General features: G+C 64.4%; 19 protein-coding genes. 4 read left to right on the forward strand and 15 right to left on the reverse strand.

The window, feature by feature from the left end:
- Nucleotides 1–52 precede the first annotated feature (52 nt).
- The 13 genes from HDG39_RS07505 to HDG39_RS07565 form a co-directional block, all read right to left on the reverse strand.
- Nucleotides 53–829 carry an enoyl-CoA hydratase gene (locus HDG39_RS07505; RefSeq protein WP_184004534.1) on the reverse strand — a complete coding sequence of 259 codons (777 nt, stop codon included), beginning with the start codon at nucleotides 827–829 and terminating at the stop codon, nucleotides 53–55.
- Complete coding sequence (locus tag HDG39_RS07510) at nucleotides 826–2034, reverse strand: CaiB/BaiF CoA transferase family protein (protein WP_184004537.1); 1209 nt, start codon at nucleotides 2032–2034, stop codon at nucleotides 826–828. The genes HDG39_RS07505 and HDG39_RS07510 overlap by 4 nt, the downstream gene beginning before the upstream one ends.
- A 206-nt stretch (nucleotides 2035–2240) precedes the next feature.
- Nucleotides 2241–3143: a LysR family transcriptional regulator gene (locus HDG39_RS07515; RefSeq protein ID WP_184004540.1), complete on the reverse strand. Its 903-nt coding sequence runs from the start codon at nucleotides 3141–3143 to the stop codon at nucleotides 2241–2243.
- Between the two features lie 136 nt (nucleotides 3144–3279).
- Nucleotides 3280–4587, reverse strand: coding sequence for an MFS transporter (locus tag HDG39_RS07520; RefSeq protein ID WP_184004543.1), 1308 nt, complete (start codon nucleotides 4585–4587; stop codon nucleotides 3280–3282).
- 161 nt (nucleotides 4588–4748) lie between these two features.
- Nucleotides 4749–5669, reverse strand: coding sequence for a LysR family transcriptional regulator (locus tag HDG39_RS07525; protein ID WP_184004546.1), 921 nt, complete (start codon nucleotides 5667–5669; stop codon nucleotides 4749–4751).
- Nucleotides 5670–5718: 49 nt separating this feature from the next.
- The gene (locus HDG39_RS07530; RefSeq protein WP_184005211.1) at nucleotides 5719–6423 is read right to left on the reverse strand and encodes an EthD family reductase; all 705 of its coding nucleotides are present in this window, start codon (nucleotides 6421–6423) and stop codon (nucleotides 5719–5721) included.
- Between the two features lie 2 nt (nucleotides 6424–6425).
- Nucleotides 6426–6947 (reverse strand): 4-hydroxyphenylacetate 3-monooxygenase, reductase component, encoded by a 522-nt coding sequence (gene hpaC, locus HDG39_RS07535; RefSeq protein ID WP_184004549.1) that lies wholly within the window; start codon nucleotides 6945–6947, stop codon nucleotides 6426–6428.
- A gap of 20 nt (nucleotides 6948–6967) precedes the next feature.
- A complete protein-coding gene (locus HDG39_RS07540; RefSeq protein ID WP_184004552.1) occupies nucleotides 6968–8185 on the reverse strand; it encodes an acyl-CoA dehydrogenase family protein in 1218 nt (405 codons plus the stop codon).
- A 35-nt stretch (nucleotides 8186–8220) separates the two neighbouring features.
- Nucleotides 8221–9576, reverse strand: a complete 1356-nt coding sequence (locus HDG39_RS07545; RefSeq protein WP_184004555.1) for an MFS transporter — start codon at nucleotides 9574–9576, stop codon at nucleotides 8221–8223.
- Nucleotides 9577–9897: 321 nt separating this feature from the next.
- Nucleotides 9898–10074 carry a hypothetical protein gene (locus HDG39_RS07550; protein WP_184004558.1) on the reverse strand — a complete coding sequence of 59 codons (177 nt, stop codon included), beginning with the start codon at nucleotides 10072–10074 and terminating at the stop codon, nucleotides 9898–9900.
- 137 nt (nucleotides 10075–10211) lie between these two features.
- On the reverse strand, nucleotides 10212–10730 hold the full coding sequence (locus tag HDG39_RS07555; RefSeq protein ID WP_184004560.1) for a hypothetical protein: 519 nt from the start codon (nucleotides 10728–10730) through the stop codon (nucleotides 10212–10214).
- Nucleotides 10731–10975: 245 nt separating this feature from the next.
- Nucleotides 10976–11455 (reverse strand): nuclear transport factor 2 family protein, encoded by a 480-nt coding sequence (locus HDG39_RS07560; protein ID WP_184004563.1) that lies wholly within the window; start codon nucleotides 11453–11455, stop codon nucleotides 10976–10978.
- Nucleotides 11456–11468: 13 nt separating this feature from the next.
- Nucleotides 11469–12134 carry a TetR/AcrR family transcriptional regulator gene (locus HDG39_RS07565; protein WP_184004566.1) on the reverse strand — a complete coding sequence of 222 codons (666 nt, stop codon included), beginning with the start codon at nucleotides 12132–12134 and terminating at the stop codon, nucleotides 11469–11471.
- A gap of 123 nt (nucleotides 12135–12257) precedes the next feature.
- On the opposite strand from HDG39_RS07565, the gene HDG39_RS07570 reads away from it, so the two are divergent.
- Nucleotides 12258–12908 carry a YceI family protein gene (locus HDG39_RS07570; RefSeq protein ID WP_184004569.1) on the forward strand — a complete coding sequence of 217 codons (651 nt, stop codon included), beginning with the start codon at nucleotides 12258–12260 and terminating at the stop codon, nucleotides 12906–12908.
- Between the two features lie 41 nt (nucleotides 12909–12949).
- On the opposite strand, the gene tdh is transcribed toward HDG39_RS07570, so the two are convergent.
- Both tdh and HDG39_RS07580 read right to left on the reverse strand, forming a co-directional pair.
- Nucleotides 12950–13981, reverse strand: a complete 1032-nt coding sequence (gene tdh / locus HDG39_RS07575; protein ID WP_184004572.1) for an L-threonine 3-dehydrogenase — start codon at nucleotides 13979–13981, stop codon at nucleotides 12950–12952.
- Between the two features lie 28 nt (nucleotides 13982–14009).
- Nucleotides 14010–15215 (reverse strand): glycine C-acetyltransferase, encoded by a 1206-nt coding sequence (locus HDG39_RS07580; protein ID WP_184004575.1) that lies wholly within the window; start codon nucleotides 15213–15215, stop codon nucleotides 14010–14012.
- 137 nt (nucleotides 15216–15352) lie between these two features.
- Between HDG39_RS07580 and HDG39_RS07585 the strand changes: the two genes are divergently transcribed.
- The 3 genes from HDG39_RS07585 to HDG39_RS07595 all read left to right on the forward strand — a co-directional run bounded on the left by HDG39_RS07585 (nucleotide 15353) and on the right by HDG39_RS07595 (nucleotide 17664).
- Nucleotides 15353–16000: a helix-turn-helix domain-containing protein gene (locus tag HDG39_RS07585; protein ID WP_184004578.1), complete on the forward strand. Its 648-nt coding sequence runs from the start codon at nucleotides 15353–15355 to the stop codon at nucleotides 15998–16000.
- A gap of 67 nt (nucleotides 16001–16067) precedes the next feature.
- Nucleotides 16068–16466 (forward strand): DUF2471 family protein, encoded by a 399-nt coding sequence (locus tag HDG39_RS07590; RefSeq protein WP_184004581.1) that lies wholly within the window; start codon nucleotides 16068–16070, stop codon nucleotides 16464–16466.
- A gap of 115 nt (nucleotides 16467–16581) precedes the next feature.
- Entirely contained in the window at nucleotides 16582–17664 is a 1083-nt protein-coding gene (locus tag HDG39_RS07595) for a tyrosine-type recombinase/integrase (protein WP_184004584.1), read from the forward strand.
- The last annotated feature ends 69 nt before the right edge of the window (nucleotides 17665–17733 follow it).

Here is a 17733-nt window from a genome sequence, read left to right on the forward strand (position 1 = left end):
CGGTTTATTTTTTGTGGTGAAGCCACGCGATTGCGCGTGCGATCCGGGACGCTCAGCCTTTCGGCGTTCCCGAGCCGAAGGCCGCGACGGCGTCGCGGAACCGCTGGCTGCCGTACACCTGCTCGACGAGATCCTCGTCTGCGAGGCTTTGATCGATCACGATGCGCCGCAAGCTCTCCTTGACCGCATGCTGCGTCACGGGCGATAGCGCAACGAGCCGCTCGGCGAGCGCGCACGCCGCGTTGCCGACCTGTTCCTTCGCCGTGACGTCGTACACATAGCCGCACGCGTGCGCTTCGGCGGCACTGAGGAAATCGGAGAGCAGCAGCATCTTCTTCACGCGCGGCACGCCGAATGCCGCCACGAGCCGCGCGAGATTGCGTGACGACAGCGTGTTCGATAACGTCTTTGCGATCGGCGCGCCGAAGCGCGAGCCCTCCGCGCAGATGCGAAAGTCACACGCGGTAGCGATGGCGAGTCCGCCACCCACGGCCCAACCGTCGATCGCGGCGACGGTGGGCACCGCAATGCGTTCGACCGCGTCGATCACCTGTTCGACGAGCGCTTCGTATTCGACGCCCTGCGAGCCCGCCGTAAAGTCGCGGAAGTAGTCGATGTCGGTGCCCGAGATGAAGGACTTGCCGCCCGCGCCGCGTAGAACGATGCAACCTACGGTTTCGTCCGCGCGGCATTGGTCGATCAATGCCAGCAAGGTCTCGTACATCGGAATCGACATCGCGTTGTGCCGCTCGGGGCGGTCGATCACGATCTGCGCGACCGACTCCGTCAGACGTTCGAGCCTGACTTTCTCACTCGTCGCTTCGCTCATTTCGCGGCCCCGTTGATCTCTGCGTAAAGCTCGTCGTTGTGCTCGCCCAGCCGCGGCGGATGGCGTCGCACGTGCTGCGGCGTACCGAGCATCTTGACCGGAAAGCCGATGTTCTTGACCTTGCCTTCAACCGGATGGTCGATCTCCATGCACATACGGCGATACTGCGCATGTTCGCTGCTGAAGGCTTGCGGATACGACAGGATCGGTCCGGCGGGAATGCCCGCGGCCAGCATCGTCTCGATCCATGCCTCGCAGTCGCGCTGGCCGAACGACTTCTCGAGCGATTCGATCAGCGCCTCGCGGTTCTTCAGGCGCAGCGAAACGGTCTCGAACTCGGGATTCGTCAGCAGATCGGTCCGCTCCAGCAGTTCGCAAAGACGCGACCACAGCTTCTGGTTGGTTGCGCCCATCACGAAGTAACCATCGCGAGCCTTCACGGCCTGGTACGGCGCGCTCATCTTGTTGCTGGTGCCAAGCGGTGTCGGCTCGACACCCGTTCCCCAGTAATCCGACATGTCCCAGATCGAGAAGGCCATCGCCGAATCGAACAGCGACGCGTCGACGTGCTGCCCCTGCCCGGTTTTCTGTGCGCCGATATAGGCGGAAAGCACGCCGTACACGGCGAACAGCGCGCAGCCGATGTCGGCCACCGGCACGCCGGCTTTCACGGGCTTGCCGCCTTTGTAACCGGTCACGCTCATGACGCCGGACATCGCCTGCGCCATCAGGTCGAAGCCGGGACGTTGCGACCACGGGCCGCTCTGACCGAAGCCCGAAATGCTCGCATAGACGATCTTCGGGTTGATTTCACGGATCGTCTCGTAATCGATCCGCAGCCGCTGAACCACGCCGGGCCGATAGTTCTCGACGATCACGTCGGCGGTCTTGGCCAGCTTGTAGAAAAACTCGCGCCCTTCGTCGGTCTTCAGGTCCAGCGCGACCGAGCGCTTGTTGCGGTTCATGTTCAGAAAGCCCATGCTGTCCGGGCCTTTCATCTTGAAGCCCATCGCGCCGCGCGTCTGGTCGCCTTCGAGCGGTTCGACCTTGATGACGTCGGCGCCGAGATCGGCGAGCATCATGCAGGCGAACGGGCCTGCCATCACCTGGCTGACGTCGAGCACGCGGATGCCTTGTAGCGGCAACGGCCGGTTGTCCGTGTCCGCGTCGTCGTTGGAGGGTGTTTGGGCGTGGCTTTGCGTCATGTCGTCTCCTGTTTTTCCTGCCGGGCCGCTGTCGCGCGAAGCACGTCGCGCGGCCGGCCGTTGCGGCACCGTGTTGGCGTGCGTCAACTGTCGCGCACGCGAGGGTGCCGCCGCAAGAATGCGACGGTCATACCTGGTTTCGCAAAAGACGAAGGGGGTGCTTTGCAGTCGAGGGCGTCGAGCGCAGGAACTGCTGCGCCCGCGCTTCAGCGGCCGGCCACGCGCCGTCCGGCCGTGAGCGCGGCTTCGACGTTGCGCAGCGTCTGCGCCTGCGCATGTCCTTCCACGCAAGACAGTACGTAGCTACGTTGATGCCAGTCACCCGCGAGCTCGACGACGCCGAGGCCGTCCTCGGGATGGAAGCTGCGCAGCACGTCGGGCGGCATCAGACCCACGCCGAGCCCGTGCCGCACCACGGCGAGCATGGTGTCGAAACCATTGACCAGATAGTCGCAATCGAAGCGGCGGCCGCGGCTGTGAAACGCGCGCTGCACGGCAGCAAGGATTGCCGAGCCCTTGCCGAGGCTGACGAGCGGAAGCTCGAGCAAGGCGTCGAGCGTGATCGGCTGCGGATCAAGATGGAAATGTGCGCGGCTATAAACGAGCACCAGCCGGTCCTCGCGATAGCGCATTTGCGGCAGATCGAGAAAGCCGCTCTTCTTTTCGTAGATGCCGATGTCGATCATCTTGTCGCGCAACATCTGCTGCACGATGCGGCTGTTCTCTTCGACGATCTTCAGCGAGATGCCCGGGTAGGCATTCCGGATCGCGGCGATATCCGCGGCGAGAAACTCGATGATCACGGCTTTCGGCGCGCCGATCACGATGCGCCCGTCGAACCCGCTCACGAGTGCCTGCGCCTCGCTCGCGAGCCGGTCCACCAGCGTGTCGACCTGCTGCAGATAGCCGAGGAGCTTGCCACCCGACTCGGTGATTTCCACGCCGTGCGGTACGCGCCTGAAGAGCTTCGTGCCGAGTTGCTCCTCGAGATCCGACAGCCGCCGCGACGCCGCCGCCACCGCGAGCCCCAGCCGGTTGGCCGCCCGCGAGATGCTGCCCTCTTCGACCATCGCGACGACGAGACGAACGGTGGTGGTGTCGACTTTCATGCGCTGACATGAGGACCGGGTCTTGGGGGAGTGCCATGTTACCGCACTCCTTTACCTCAGACTGCGCGGGCCAAAGCGAAGCCTTCGCGCCATACACGTCACCGCGCGAAGGCTTGCACGCCAGGCAGGCGAAGCATTACGGCTGACGCGTTTCGTGCGTGAACCTCAGCGTGACGACGGTAACGAGACCGAGCAAGATCAGGAACACGGCAACCGGCCAGTAGGCCTGGTAGTGCGCGAGCAGCGCGGTCGCGATCAGCGGCGACAGGCCGCCCGCGAAGATCGACGCGACTTCGTGACCCAGCGCCACCCCGGAATAGCGGACTTCGGTGCTGAACAGTTCGCCGACGAGCGCGGGCAGCGTGCCGATCATCGCGCCGTGGCAGACGGCCGTGCCGAGCACCAGCGCGAGCCAGATCAGCGGCGTGGACTGCGTGTTGAGCAGCCAGAAGAACGGAAACGCCATCACCGCGAGCGACACCGCGCCGATCATATACACCGGCTTGCGCCCGATGCGGTCCGACAGCTTGCCCCACGCGAGCATCGCGCCCATTTCGACCACCATCGCGAGCATCACGCCGGTCAGCATCACCGAATTCGAAATGCCGACGAACTTGCCGTACACGAGCGAGAACGCGAGAAAGATATAGGCGCCGCCGTTTTCCGCGACCCGCAGACCCATCGCCATCAGGATCTCTTTCGGGTGACGCTTGATCGCTTCGAGCACCGGCATATGCGCGGTCTTGCCGGCTTTCTCCGCGTTCTCGAAGTCGCGGCTCTCCGGCAGGTTGTGACGGATGTACACGCCGAGCGCGAAAATCACGATGCTCGCGAGAAACGGCAGACGCCATCCCCATGACATGAACTGATCGTGAGGCAGCGCTTGCGCCGCGAGGAACGCGCCCGCCGACAGCACGAAACCGCCGCCCACGCCGAGCTGACTCCACGCCGCGAAATAGCCGCGTTTTTCGGGCGGAGCGTTCTCGCTGATCATCAGCACGCCGCCGCCCCATTCGCCACCTGATGCGATGCCTTGCAGCAAGCGCAAGCCCGCGAGCGCCGCTGGGGCGGCCAGACCGACGTGCTCATAGGTCGGCAACAACCCGATGCCGAAGGTCGCAAAGCCCATGATCAGCAGCGTCCAGACGAGCGACGCGCGGCGTCCATAGCGGTCGCCGATATGCCCGAACACGATGCCGCCCAGCGGACGCGCGACGAACCCGATCGCAAACGCGGCAAACGCCCCGATCGTGCCGATCAACGGGTCCGCGTGCGCGGGAAAGAACAGTTGCCCGAGCACGAGCGCAGCCGCGGTGCCGTACACGAAAAAGTCGTACCACTCCATCGCGTTGCCGGCCACCGACGCAATGATGATTTTCCTGAGTGCGCGATCCGACTCTGCCGTGGCGCGCTCGGCCGTGATCGGGGATTGAACGGAGGACATGTCTGCTCGCATCTGAATTGGGGGAGTGCGGCCTTTCAGAAAAGGCTTCGCACGATACGCAGTGTCGAGGCGACAGGTAGTGGCGTCAAATTAGCCGAAAAGCAGGGCGGGTATCAGTGCAGCTAATATGCCCCGGCGTTCCCGGGCACCCGCGGGCAAGCTCAGCGTGCCGGCTGATGAAACATCGTATGGATGGTCTCGCGCAGCCACGCGATGCCGGGGTCCGCCGCGAACTGCGAGTGGGAGTGCACCTGGATTTCGATCGGCGGCAGCGGAAACGGCAGCGGCAGAATCCGGAACGCCTTGCCGCGGTTGAAGCGCTTCGCGATGCTTTTCGGAAAGATCACAGCAAGATCGGTATTCATCACGATCTCGGGCGCGACGACGAAATGCGGCAGCCGCAGCACGACCTCGCGCTTCAGGTTCAGCTCGTCGAGCCATTGCTCGACCATCCGATGCCCGGTCGCATTGGTGCTCGCGTACACGTAGCGTAGCGCGGTCAGATCTTCGCGGCTCGGCCTCGTCTTGCGCAACGGATGACCGGCGCGCACCACGCACACGTGCTCGTCGACGAACAGCGTCTGGCTCACGCAGCCCGCGTCGAGACCCGGCACATAGCCGAGCGCAAGATCGACTTCGCCGACGCGCATCGCCGCACTGACCGACTCGACCGGCACATTGGCAACCTCGATGCGGATGCCGCGCGCTTCGCGATCGAGCAGCGCGGCGAGCGGGGGCAAGAAGTAGAACTCCGACATGTCCGACATCGACACGCGAAACACCCGTCGCGCGGTCGACGGCTCGAACTTCGCCAGCTGCTGCACGGCTTCGTTGATGATCGCGAACGCTTGCGCGAGCGGCGGATAAAGGCGGTACGCGGCATCGGTGGGGACCATGCCGTTGGGCGTGCGCGAAAACAGCGGGTCTTCGAACAGAGTGCGCAAGCGGCGCAGCGCATGACTGACCGCCGGTTGCGTGAGACCGAGCCGATCGCCGGCCGCCGTCAGACTGCGCAGGTCCCAGATCGCGAGGAACACGCGCAGAAGATTCAGATCGGCGATGCCGGGATTCAGCTTGTTCATGCGCAGCTCTCGCAAACTAAGGCATGTCGCTGGCCGCGCGACGCGCCGGTCAATATGCGGCGAGGTTACCGTAGATGCTGCGCATTGCAAAATGCGGCGTCGCCCCGCTGTACGGCGGCAGCGCGTGGAAGTCGCGGCGCATCGCATCGCGCACCGGCGACGCGAGCGCATCGGTGAGCGCGCTCGCATCGTCGAACACGACCTTGTTGCGTTGCATCGCGCTCGCGCGCGCAAACGGCAAACCGCTGCGGCTGTCGATGCGCGTGTAGATCTCCATTTCGCGCAGCGCCGGCAATTGCAGCATCAACGGCGGATGATGCGCCAGATAGTGCGTAAGCCACGCGTTGAAGTCTTGCGCGACGCCTTCGTATGCGACCAGATAGGTGCAGCGTTGCGCGTTGTCTTCGACCGACGCAGCCTGCGGCGGCGCGAAGATGCGCACGGCCATCACCTGCTGCGAGAAGCTTTGCGGGCTGAATTCGGCGCGCATGGCCGAATGCAACGCGTGCGCGATCGCGCCGTCAGGTTCGAGCGCGGCTTCGAGCGGCTCGAGTTCGTCGAAGTACCACTGCAACACGCACGACGGCGCATCCGCCGCCGGCGCGATACGCGCATCGACCTGTCCCGCGATCGGCTCGTGCACGATCAGCTTGCGCAGCCCCGCGACTTGCGTGGCGGCCCGCAGCAGCGCGGGCGGGTCCGTGAGCGACTGCCGCGCGTCGCTCGTGCCGATCAGAAAGAGACAGATTTGCATCATCATGCCGCCTCGCAAGCCGCGACACCGGCACGCGCAAGCCGGTGGAACTGCCTGCCGAAGTAGACGAGGCCATCGCCGTCAATGCGCGTGGCGATCCGCTCGATCCGCACGAACATCACCGAGTGCGAGCCCACCGTCTTGCTGTCGACGATCTGTCCTTCGAGGCTCGCGAGCGCGTCGCCAAGCACCGGAGCGCCGAGCGCTCCCGGCTGCCATGCGCATTGATCGAAACGCGCGTCCATCGAGCAACCCGTCATGCCCGCGAACACGCGCGCCAGGTCCTGGCAGTGCGCGCCAAGGATGTTGATGCACAGGTTCGCGTTTTCGTGCATCACGTCATGCACATAGCTCGATTGATTGATGCACACCAGCATGGTCGGTGGCGTATCGGTCACCGAACAGACCGCGCTCGCGGTGATGCCGCAGCGCCCGCGCGGACCATCGGTCGTGATGATGTTGACGGCCGCGCCGAGGCAAGCCATCGCGTTGCGGAAGTGCGTGCGCGTTTCGTCGTGCGTCATGACAGTCGCTCCTACGTCGCTCAGGGATAGGGCGTGACCGGCGGTATGCCGACGAATAGCGCGCCCGACGCGTCGTAGCTGCCTTCGCCGAGAAACGCGTGCTGCGTGACGACGATCGAATCGCGCACCATCCGCTGCATGCGGCTCTCGCGATAGATCGCGCCGATGCCAGCCATCTTGTACGCCTGCATGACCACCTCGGCGCACGTATGCGCGGCATGCGTCGCGGAGAGCCGCAGCAGATTGGCCTCGCTGGGCGATACGGGGTCGCCCGCCATGACCGTGCGCCACGAAGTTTGCGCCGACTCGAAGAAGAACGCGCGCGCGCTGCGCAGATTCGCTTCGGCCTGCGCGAGACCCGAGCGATAGTACGCGCGGTCGGCAAGACGCGGCGCGCCGGTCGTCGTTCTGGTTACGCCGGACATACGGGCCAACAGGTCGAGCGCCGCGCGCGCGAGCCCGAGGTTCACCGCCGCATGCACCTGCGCCTGATATGCGACGGCGGGGTAGCGGTAGAGCGGCTCGTCGATCAGCGGCGCACCGCCGCGCACGAAGGTCCATTGCTCGTCGACGAACTTGTTTTTCAGGCGCAGATCGTGGCTCCCGGTGCCTTGCATGCCGACCACGTTCCAGTTGTCGACGATCTCGACTTCGCTCGCCGGGAACACAGCCGTGAACGGCTTGCCCGTGTTCGCGTCGCCGACTTTGCCCGGCGCGCCACCGATGCCGACGCCGATCCAGTCCGCGCCCTTGCAGCCGCTCGCGAAACGCCATTGACCCGACACGACGTAGCCGCCGGGCGCATGCTCGGCCGGTTGCAGGGGATACAGGCCGCCCGCGAAAACCTGGTCTGGACCGGACGCGTAGATGCGGGCCTGAGTCTCGACCGGCAGCGACGCAAGATACGTGTTCGCGGAGCCAAAGGCCGCGACCCATGCGGTCGAACCATCGGCGATCGCGATGCGTTCGAGCATCGCCAGAAAGTGTGGCGGCGGCAGCGCGTCGCCGCCGAAGCGTTTCGGCGTGCTCGCGCGGAAGATGCCCGCGCGCTTCATCTTCAGGATCATGTCGCGCGGGACGTGTGAAACCGCATCGAACTCGTCGCGGCGACGCTCGACTTCGGTGATCAGGTCATCGAGCGACAGCGGGCCCGTGTAATCGGGGTAGTCCTCCTGCGTGTCGATGATGGGTGCGTCGGCGGTGCAAGCGCGGGCGCTGGCGGTATGAACGGCGTGCATGCGCGTTACCTCTTGATTCGGTGATGTGAACGATGTCATTCGGTTTCCTGATGCGCTTCGATGCGCATCGCTTTCGGATAGGTCTCCCGGGCGAGCAGTGTCGCGATCACGGTGATCAGGCCGAGCACGCCGAGATACAGAGCGACCGGCGTCGCGCTGCGATAGTGCGCGAGCAGCGCCGTGGCGATCATCGGCGACAGGCCGCCGCCGAGCACCGAGGAGATTTCGCGCCCGATGCCAAGCCCCGAGAAGCGCAGATGTACCGGCAACAGTTCGCTGATGAACGCAGGCTGCGCGCCTTCGAGGATGCCGAGGGTGAGGCTGTTCGCCAGCACGAGGGCCGTGATCACTTTCCAGTATTCGCCGGAGCCGAGCAGCGCAAAGTACGGCCATGCGACGAGCACCATCGCAATCGCGCCGGCGAGATACACGGGCTTGCGTCCGACCTTGTCGGTCAGGTAGCCGAAGAACAGCGAGAACGGAATCATCAGCAGCATCGAAAGGGTCAGGCCGCCGAGCATCCAGCTCGATTTGATGCCGAGGAACTGGCCATACGCGATCGAGAACGCGAAGAAGATGTACGACGCACCGCCTTCGCCGAAGCGCAAACCGAAGATCGTCAGCACTTCGCGAGGACATTGCCGCAACACTTCGATCACCGGCATGCGAGTGTCGCGACGGGTTGCCTTCGCTCGAGCGAACGCGGCGCTTTCGCCGACCGAGCGGCGCATCCACAAGCCCAGCGCGACGAGCGCGGCGCTGCAGAGGAACGGAATGCGCCAGCCCCAGCTCAGGAAATCGGCAGACGACAGGTTCTGCACCAGCAGGAACGCCCCGGTCGACAGCACGAAGCCGAGCGCCGCGCCGCACGGACTCCACGCGGCGAGCGCGCCGCGCTTCGATTGCGGCGCGTTCTCATGGATCAGCAGGATGCTGCCGCTCCATTCGCCGCCCGCGGCGAGCCCCTGCACGATGCGCAGACACACGAGCAGCGCCGGCGCGGCGAGGCCGATCTGCTGGTAGGTGGGCAGCACGCCCATCAACATAGTCGCAGTGCCCATCGCGAACAGCGTCAGCATCGTCACGAGCTTGCGCCCGTAGCGGTCACCGAGATGTCCGCACAGCACGCCGCCGATCGGCCGCGCGATGAAGCCGACCGTGAAGCCGCCGAACGCGGCGATGGTGCCGGTGAGCGGATCGCTGCCGACGGGGAAGAACAGCTTGCCGAATACCAGCGCCGCGGCCGTTCCATACAGGAAGAAGTCATACCATTCGAGGATTTGACCCAGCACGGCGGTCGTGACCGCGCGTCGTACGCCGCTCGTCGCGGCGGCGGATCGGCGTGATGCGAGCGGGGCGCTCAGATCGGAATTCACGGCGTCAGAGTTCATGGCTCAGGGAGAACGAAGATTGAGGTTCCCGCATGACGATGGCTCTACGCAGCGGGGCGAATCACATCCGGACGACATGGCTGCACGATATGAGCGGCGATAAACGCGGTCAAATTCGGGCCAAAAATGGTCGATATGAATGGCGTGCATGGGCGAGGCCCGGATCGAGCGACGCGCGAATGGTGAGGAGTTCCAGGAGGTGGCACTACGGTGAGGGTTTTCGGGAGCAGTGGGCGGGATGCGCGACTGCTCACGCGGTGTGCGTCGGAACGGGGATAGAAATGAGGTGCGTCGAAGCGCGCAGCACGTGCTTCGCTGGCTTCAGCGTTGCGGTGAACGATTGCGTTTCGGACCAGCGAGCGCGGAGCGCGTCGGTGTCCAGTGCGCGAAAAACACGCTGAAATTCAGGGCTAAAAGTTGAAGCGAGCCTGTTGAGGTGAGGTCTTCCAGGATGGTGAGGATTTCCAGGAGTCGAGAGAACGACGCTTTGTGCGCCATGGTGAGGAGTTCCAGGAGGTCGGCCCCGCATTCGAGACCTCGCGCTCGCGGCAATTGCTCAATCCGAGTAGAACGGAAGCCTTTGGCTCCCGAAAAACCTCACCTGAGGGCGATCGCTCACGTTGCTTGGGGCTCCGTCAGAACTTTACCTTCAGCTGAAAACCAATCGTAAAGGGCAGATTGTCCGATGGGATCGGCGGAATGACGATGAAGTTCGCGCCGACGCGCTTGTATTCGAGCATCACGATCGGCGCGACCACCGGGCCGATCGTGTGATTGCTGCCAAGCCCCCAGTTGCCGTAGTTATAGCCAGAGATGATCCCGCCGATCGCCGCGATCCGAACGATGCCCCAATGCGCGAACTCCGGCGCCCACACGCCGCCGCCGTAGTAGGACGGCCGACGCAGCGAGTTGCGAAAGCCGCCAGCCGTCAGCGCCCACTGGTTGTTCAGCCAGCATTCGACGCCAAGCCCGGGATTGAACTGCTCGAAGTGCGTATCGGGATCGGGGTTGATGTGATACGAGCCGAGCATCGCGTCGACCCATACACCGCCGTCACACCAGTTGCCCGCGTGCGCCGCGGAGACCGCCGCGAAGCTGGCGAAAAGCGCCACCGCGGCGCGCCGGATATTCTTGTTCATCTGCCTGAAGTGCATTTCTTCTCCGTCACCGGTCGAGCGCCGGTGTCATGGTGTTCTGGCGATCCGCGTGCCGCCCGTCGCGCACTGTACCTGAAGCCGTGCGGTCGATATTGAGGACTCGCTCGGCCGGGCACGCGACGTGCCCCCGCAGCCGGAACCGCCACGATAACGGAGAACCGATGGCACCGTGATGAACAAGCGGTGAAGAAGTTCGCGGCGCGCATCGGCTGCGCCGCCGGCGATGAATGTGTTGGGAACGTCTACAGGCCGAGATCGGACAGGCTGGGGTGATCGTCGGGCCGCCGGCCGAGCGGCCAGCGATACAAGCGGTCGGCTTCGCGGATCGGCAGGTCATTGATGCTTGCGTGACGATGCGCCATCAGACCATGCTCGTTGAACTCCCAGTTCTCGTTGCCATACGAGCGGAACCAGTTGTACGAATCGTCGTGCCATTCGTACGCGAAGCGCACCGCGATGCGGTTGTCGGTGAACGCCCAGAGCTCCTTGATCAGCCGATAGTCGAGCTCCTTCGCCCATTTGCGGCGCAGAAAGCCGACGATCTCCGCGCGGCCATGCACGAATTCGGCGCGGTTGCGCCACACGCTATCCGTCGTGTACGCGAGCGATACGCGCTCGGGTTCGCGGGTGTTCCAGGCGTCTTCCGCGGCGCGCACTTTCTGGATCGCGGTATCGCGAGTGAATGGCGGCAGCGGCGGGCGGGCTTCGATCGTATCGGCCATGATGGTTCCTCGGTCAGGTTATGGTGGGCCGCGATGGCGGCCGTTTGGTTGCGGCGGGTTTCGCCGCCGCATCGAGCAAGGTCTTGCCAACCGCCCGCGCGTCGAGCGCCGCATCGGCTTCGCCGCTCACGAGCGCCACCGCAATCGCGCCGTCGAGCAGCACGAGCCATTGCCGCGCGAGCGGCGCCGCGCGACGCGCATCGATTTCGGCTTCCACGACGAACGCGTCGCATTCGGCACGCACGAAACCGAGCAGTCGTGTCTTGTGTTTGCGCGCGACGACGCGGATCGGATCGTCGGCGGATTCGATTTCGCCGGCCGCGTTCAGAAACGCGCAGCCATGAAAATCCGCCGATGCGAACCACTCGCGCAGCACGTCGAACATGCCGAGCAGGCGTCTGCGCGCGCCCTTGCCGCGCCGTTGCGTGCCGGCGATAAACCAGTTCATCCAGCGCTCGTCACGCCGTTCGAGCGCGGCCGCGATTAGCGCATCTTTCGACTCGAAATGCGTGTAAAAGCTTTTGCGCGCGGTGCCGGACTGCCGCACGATCGCATCGACGCCGGTTGCATGGATGCCGCCGACGTAGATAAGCGCCTCGGCGGCATCGAGCAGCCGCTCGCGCGCCGTGCCGGGCTGGGCCGCGTCGTTTGGATCGGTCGGAATCGTTTCGTGTGTCATGGACGAAAAGGTAGAACGATCATTCTCCCTCGTCAAGTTTTTCTTCGAGCTTCGGCGCTGTGGGTGCGCTTGCTGCTATCGTGATGGAGATCGCTTGATCACCGCTCAACCGGAATCGCTTCGATGAAACCATCCTCCGTTCGCACCGCGTGGGTACGCGCGCTGCTCGGCGCAACGCTGCTGGGCGCGGTGGCCTGCACGCCGATCCAGGTGCTCACGCATTCGGTCAGTCAGAACGAGGCGCGCGTGCCGCCCGGACGCTACGACATCGATCAGGACCATACGAGCATCACGTTCGATATCGATCACTTCAAATACACGCGCTTTACGATGCGTTTCGATCGCAAGCAGGGGGAACTCGACTGGAACGATGGCGGCCTCGAACACAGCACGGCGTCGGTCGCGATCGACGCCGCGAGCATCGACACGAACGTGCCGCTGCTCGACAAGATGGTGAAAAGCGACAGCATGCTCGACGTCGCGCGCTATCCGCAGATCCGCTTCGCGAGCACGCGTTTCGAGCGCACCGGCGAAGCGCGCGGCACGCTGAGCGGCGATCTGACGATCCGCGGCGTCACGCAGCCGGTCACGCTCGACGTCACGTTCAACGGCTTCGCGCCCGATCCGCTGACGAAGAAGGACACGCTTGGCTTTTCCGCGGACGGTCATTTCAGCCGCGCGAAGTTCGGTCTGTCTACCTGGTATCCGGCCGTCGGCGACGATATTCACGTGCGCATCCAGGCCGAGTTCGTGAAAACGCCCGCAGGCGCGTAAGCGCGCTGCGGGCGTCAGCGTTCAGACGGTGAGGTGCCGACTCAGGCAGAGGTCCAGTCGAGAATCACCTTGCCGCTTTCGCCGGAAAGCATCGTCGCGAAGGCTTCCTGATAGTCGTCGACCTTGAAATGGTGGGTGAGGATCGGCGACAGATCGAGGCCGCTTTGCAGCATCGCGACCATCTTGTACCAGGTCTCGAACATCTCGCGCCCATAAATGCCCTTGATTTCAAGGCCTTTGAAGATCACCTGGGTCCAGTCGATCGCGGTTTGCGCGGGTGGAATGCCGAGCAGCGCGATCTTGCCGCCGTGGTTCATCGCTTCGAGCATGCCCGTAAACGCGCTCGGCACGCCCGACATTTCGAGTCCGACGTCGAAGCCCTCGGTCATGTGCAGATCGTGCATCACGTCGCGCAACGATTCGCGCGACACGTTCACCGCGCGCGTCGCGCCCATCTTGCGCGCGAGTTCGAGGCGATAGTCGTTGACATCGGTGATCACGATGTTGCGCGCGCCGACGTGCCTGGCGATCGCCACCGCCATGATGCCGATCGGCCCAGCGCCGGTAATCAGCACGTCTTCGCCGACGAGGTTGAACGACAGCGCCGTATGCGTCGCGTTGCCGAACGGATCGAAGATCGCGGCGAGATCGTCGGAGATTTCAGGCGGGATCTTGAACGCGTTGAAGGCCGGAATCACCAGGTATTCGGCGAACGCGCCCTCGCGATTCACGCCGACGCCGATCGTGTTGCGGCACAGATGCCGGCGGCCCGCGCGACAGTTGCGGCAGAAGCCGCAGGTGATGTGTCCTTCGCCCGACACCCGATCGCCGATCGCAAAGCCGCGCACTTCCTGCCCCATCTCGACGATTTCGCCGACGTATTCATGGCCGACGTGCATCGGCACCGGAATCGTCTTCTGCGCCCAGTCGTCCCACTTCCAGATATGAATGTCGGTGCCGCAAATCGCGGTGCGCGTGATGCGGATCATCACGTCGTTATGACCGACTTCGGGCTTCTTCACGTCGGTCAGCGTGAGGCCCGGCCCGCGTTCGAGTTTTGCCAATGCTTTCATCTGCTTCTCCATTCGAATCACGCGGCGATCAGGTGGTGATGACGCCGAGCTCGCGACCGACGCGCGCGAACGCCTCGACGGCACGGTCGATCTGCGCCGGCGTGTGCGCGGCGCTCATCTGCGTGCGGATGCGCGCGCGGCCACGCGGCACCACTGGGAACGAAAAACCGATCACGTAGACGCCTTGCTTCAGCAGCGCATCGGCCATCTTTCCCGCGAGTTGCGCGTCGCCGAGCATCACCGGAATGATCGGATGTTCGCCCGGCACGAGCGTGAAGCCGAGCGCGCTCATCGCGCGGCGGAAATGCGCGCCGTTTTCGCGCACGCGTGCGCGCAGCTGCGCGCCTTCATCGCTGGCGAGCAATTCGAGTACCTTCAGCGACGCCGCCGCGATGCTCGGCGTCAGCGTGTTCGAGAACAGATACGGGCGGGAGCGCTGGCGCAACAGCTCGACGACTTCCTTGCGCGCCGCGACGTAGCCGCCCGATGCGCCGCCGAGCGCCTTGCCGAGCGTGCCGGTAATGATGTCGACGCGCGCCATCACTCCGCAATGCTCGGGCGTGCCGCGACCGTGTTCACCGATGAAGCCGACCGCGTGCGAGTCGTCGACCATCACCAATGCGCCGTACCTGTCGGCCAGATCGCAGATGCCGGCGAGGTTCGCGATGATGCCGTCCATCGAGAACACGCCGTCGGTCGCGATCAGTTTGAAGCGCGCGCCCGCCGCATCGGCTTCCTGCAGGCGCGCTTCGAGATCGCCGTGGTCGTTGTTCCTGTAGCGAAAGCGCTTCGCCTTGGACAGCCGCACACCGTCGATGATGCTCGCGTGATTCAGCTCGTCGCTGATGATCGCGTCGTTTTCGTCGAGCAGCGTTTCGAACAGGCCGCCGTTCGCGTCGAAGCAGCTCGAGTAGAGAATGCAGTCGTCGGTTTGCAGGAACGCGGCGAGCGCCGCTTCGAGTTGCTTGTGCACGGTTTGCGTGCCGCAGATGAAGCGCACCGACGCCATCCCGAAGCCGTCGCTGTCGAGGCCTTGCTTGGCGGCTTCGATCAGCCGCGCGTCGTCGGCGAGACCGAGATAGTTGTTTGCGCAGAAGTTCAGCACGTCGCTGCCGTCGGCAAGACGCACGTCGGCCGACTGCGGACTCGCGATCACGCGCTCGCTCTTGTAGAAGCCGTCGGCGCGGATCTGGTCGAGGGTGCCGCGCAGATGGGCAAGGTATTGGTCACGCATGAACGGGGCTCCTGAGAGTGATGGCGCCCGCATTCGCGTGCGCGCGGGAAGGGCGGCCTGTTATAGTCGGTTGTCAGCTTTATCGGATATTTTCGTTTTTCCGAACTAAAATCCGGTATATCGAACAACTCTAAACGATGGGTCAGGAAATGGCAAGTTCGGGTACACGCCGCGCCGCGGCCAATACGGCGCCCACCTCCGCCAGCGCGGCGTTACCGCCGAATGCGGCGATTGCTGCGCCGCCGCGCGTCGGCGAACAGATTCAACGGCTGCGCGCCGAGCGGCGCATGACGCTCGACGATCTGTCGCGCGCGGCCGGCGTGTCGAAATCGATGCTGTCGGAAATCGAGCGCGACAAGGCCAATCCGACGATCGCGGTTGCATGGCGGCTGACCAATGCGCTCGGCGTAAGCCTCGATTCGCTGTTTGCGGCGCCGAAGTCGCCCGAGGCAATCGCCGTTTCCGGACCGCACGATATTCCTACGCTAAGCGGTCATGAAGCGAAATACCAGTTGCGTGTGTGGGGACCGATCGAGCTGGCCGGCAAGTTCGAGTGGTACGAATTGACGCTGCGGCCAGGCGGGGCCCTCGTGTCGAACGCGCACGAGCCAGGCACGCGCGAGCATCTGACCGTGCTGCACGGCTCGATCGAAATCGAGGCGGCCGGCGCGACGAAGCGGCTCAAGGTCGCAGACACCGCGCGCTACGTCGCGGATGAACCGCATGCGATCCGCAACGTCGGCAAGAGCGAGGCCAAAGCGCTGCTGGTTGTGATTCACGGCTAGGCCGTTCGGCCAGGTTGCGCTTGATACTGTATGTTTGTACAGTATCAGGTGTCGATTGGAGCCGAGAATGAACAACCTGAAAACCGACCCTACCGATCAAACTCTCGCCGCGCTGCGCTTCCAGACCGCCGCGCGCGATCTCGAACATATCGTGCGCAGCATCGCCGCGCGCTACATCGTCAAGCAGGTGCCGCTCACGTGGCGTCTGCTCCATGCCATCGAAGCCGAGGCGCTGGCCGATCTCGGTTTTGCCGGCCGGCACGACGCGCTGATGCTCGGGCTGTTCCAGCGCCCGTCCGATCTGCCTTATCCAGAAACCGATGACGGCGTGGATTTCGGCACCTCCAATGCATTGCCCGCCGTCTTTGCGTTTGCCGTCAATGCGTACGAGGAAGCGGCGCGCCGGGCGGCGCTGCCACGGCCGGCCAATGCGCCCTTAAAGCGCGCCCGGGCGTGGGGCGGCTAATGGCGGCACCACCTCGGGATGGCTCGGATCCTCATCCATTCCTCGCGGTCGGCCTTGCGGCGGTCAGCGCCTACAATACGCGGACCAAACGGTGCAACTAACGGAAGGATTGCTCATGTCACCTCGTCATCTGTCCGACCCCGTTCCCCGTCCCGCGCCCTCTACCGATCTGTTCGATCAGCAACGCGAAGACTGGCGTCGCGACCCGCAGGTCGCGTTCGACGCGTGGCTCGCGAAGCAGCACTTCCGTCGCTCTTCGGCGTTGGTCTATCAGGCGCAGTGGGGGCAGTTTCTCGATTGGCTTGGCGCGCGGCAACAAAGCCTCGCGACGGTCGACACGCCCGCGATCGCCGAATTCGTCGCCAGCCTCGAGATTCGCAGAACGCAGCGGATCCGCTATTTGCGGCTCATCGAGCGCGTGCTCGATCACGTGCGCGAGATCGAATCGGCGTCGACCAACCCGGCTCGTTTCATCGCTCAGGACGGGGAAGCCGCGTGGCGCAATGCGCGCGACAATGAGCCGACCGGGTTTCTCACGCATGCGGAACGCACTGCGTTGATCGCACGGCTGTTCGCGCCGTTGCCGGCTTTGTCTACCGCGCAGCGCTGGAGAGAGCGACGCGATCGCGCGTTGATCGCGGTGTTTCTGGGCGCAGGACTGAAGACGGGCGAAGCGGGAGCGCTTACGGTTAGTTGCGTGAAAGAGGGCTCGCCGTGGGTCACGATCGAGTCCGCGAATCCAGTGCTGACGCGGCGCACGCGACTCGCGCCGTTTGCAACGGCGATTCTCGACGCCTGGCTAGCCGAACGCCGGCTGACGCAACTGGCCGGCAAGCTTGTGTTTCCCGCATCGCCGTCGGGCAGGCCGATGCATAAGGCCACGATGCTGCGCGCGGTGGATGCGCTCGTCGATGCAGCGGGGATTGCCACATCGCGCCAATCGCGGGCGAGTCCGCAGACCTTGCGCAACACGTTTGCGGCGGATCTTTTCGAAAGCGGGGTGGAGGCCGAACAGGTCGGACAATGGCTCGGTTTCGTGCAGGCGGTGTCCGCGAACCGGCTATATCGCGCGTGGCAAACGTGGATTGATCAGCAGGATTCGCCCGCGACAGAGGAGCCGGATCCAGCTTCGGCGCCGTTGGCCGAGCCCCGCCGTGACGGGCGTTTGACGCGGAAAGCGGGAGCCGGCGAGCCCTGAAGAGCCTCACCGTCGCGGTCCCGAATTTCCTCACCTTTGACGTTTTTTCCGTTGGATTGGCCGCCTCTG

The organism is Paraburkholderia lebeckiae (assembly GCF_014201005.1).
GTDB classification, from domain to species: domain Bacteria; phylum Pseudomonadota; class Gammaproteobacteria; order Burkholderiales; family Burkholderiaceae; genus Paraburkholderia; species Paraburkholderia tuberum.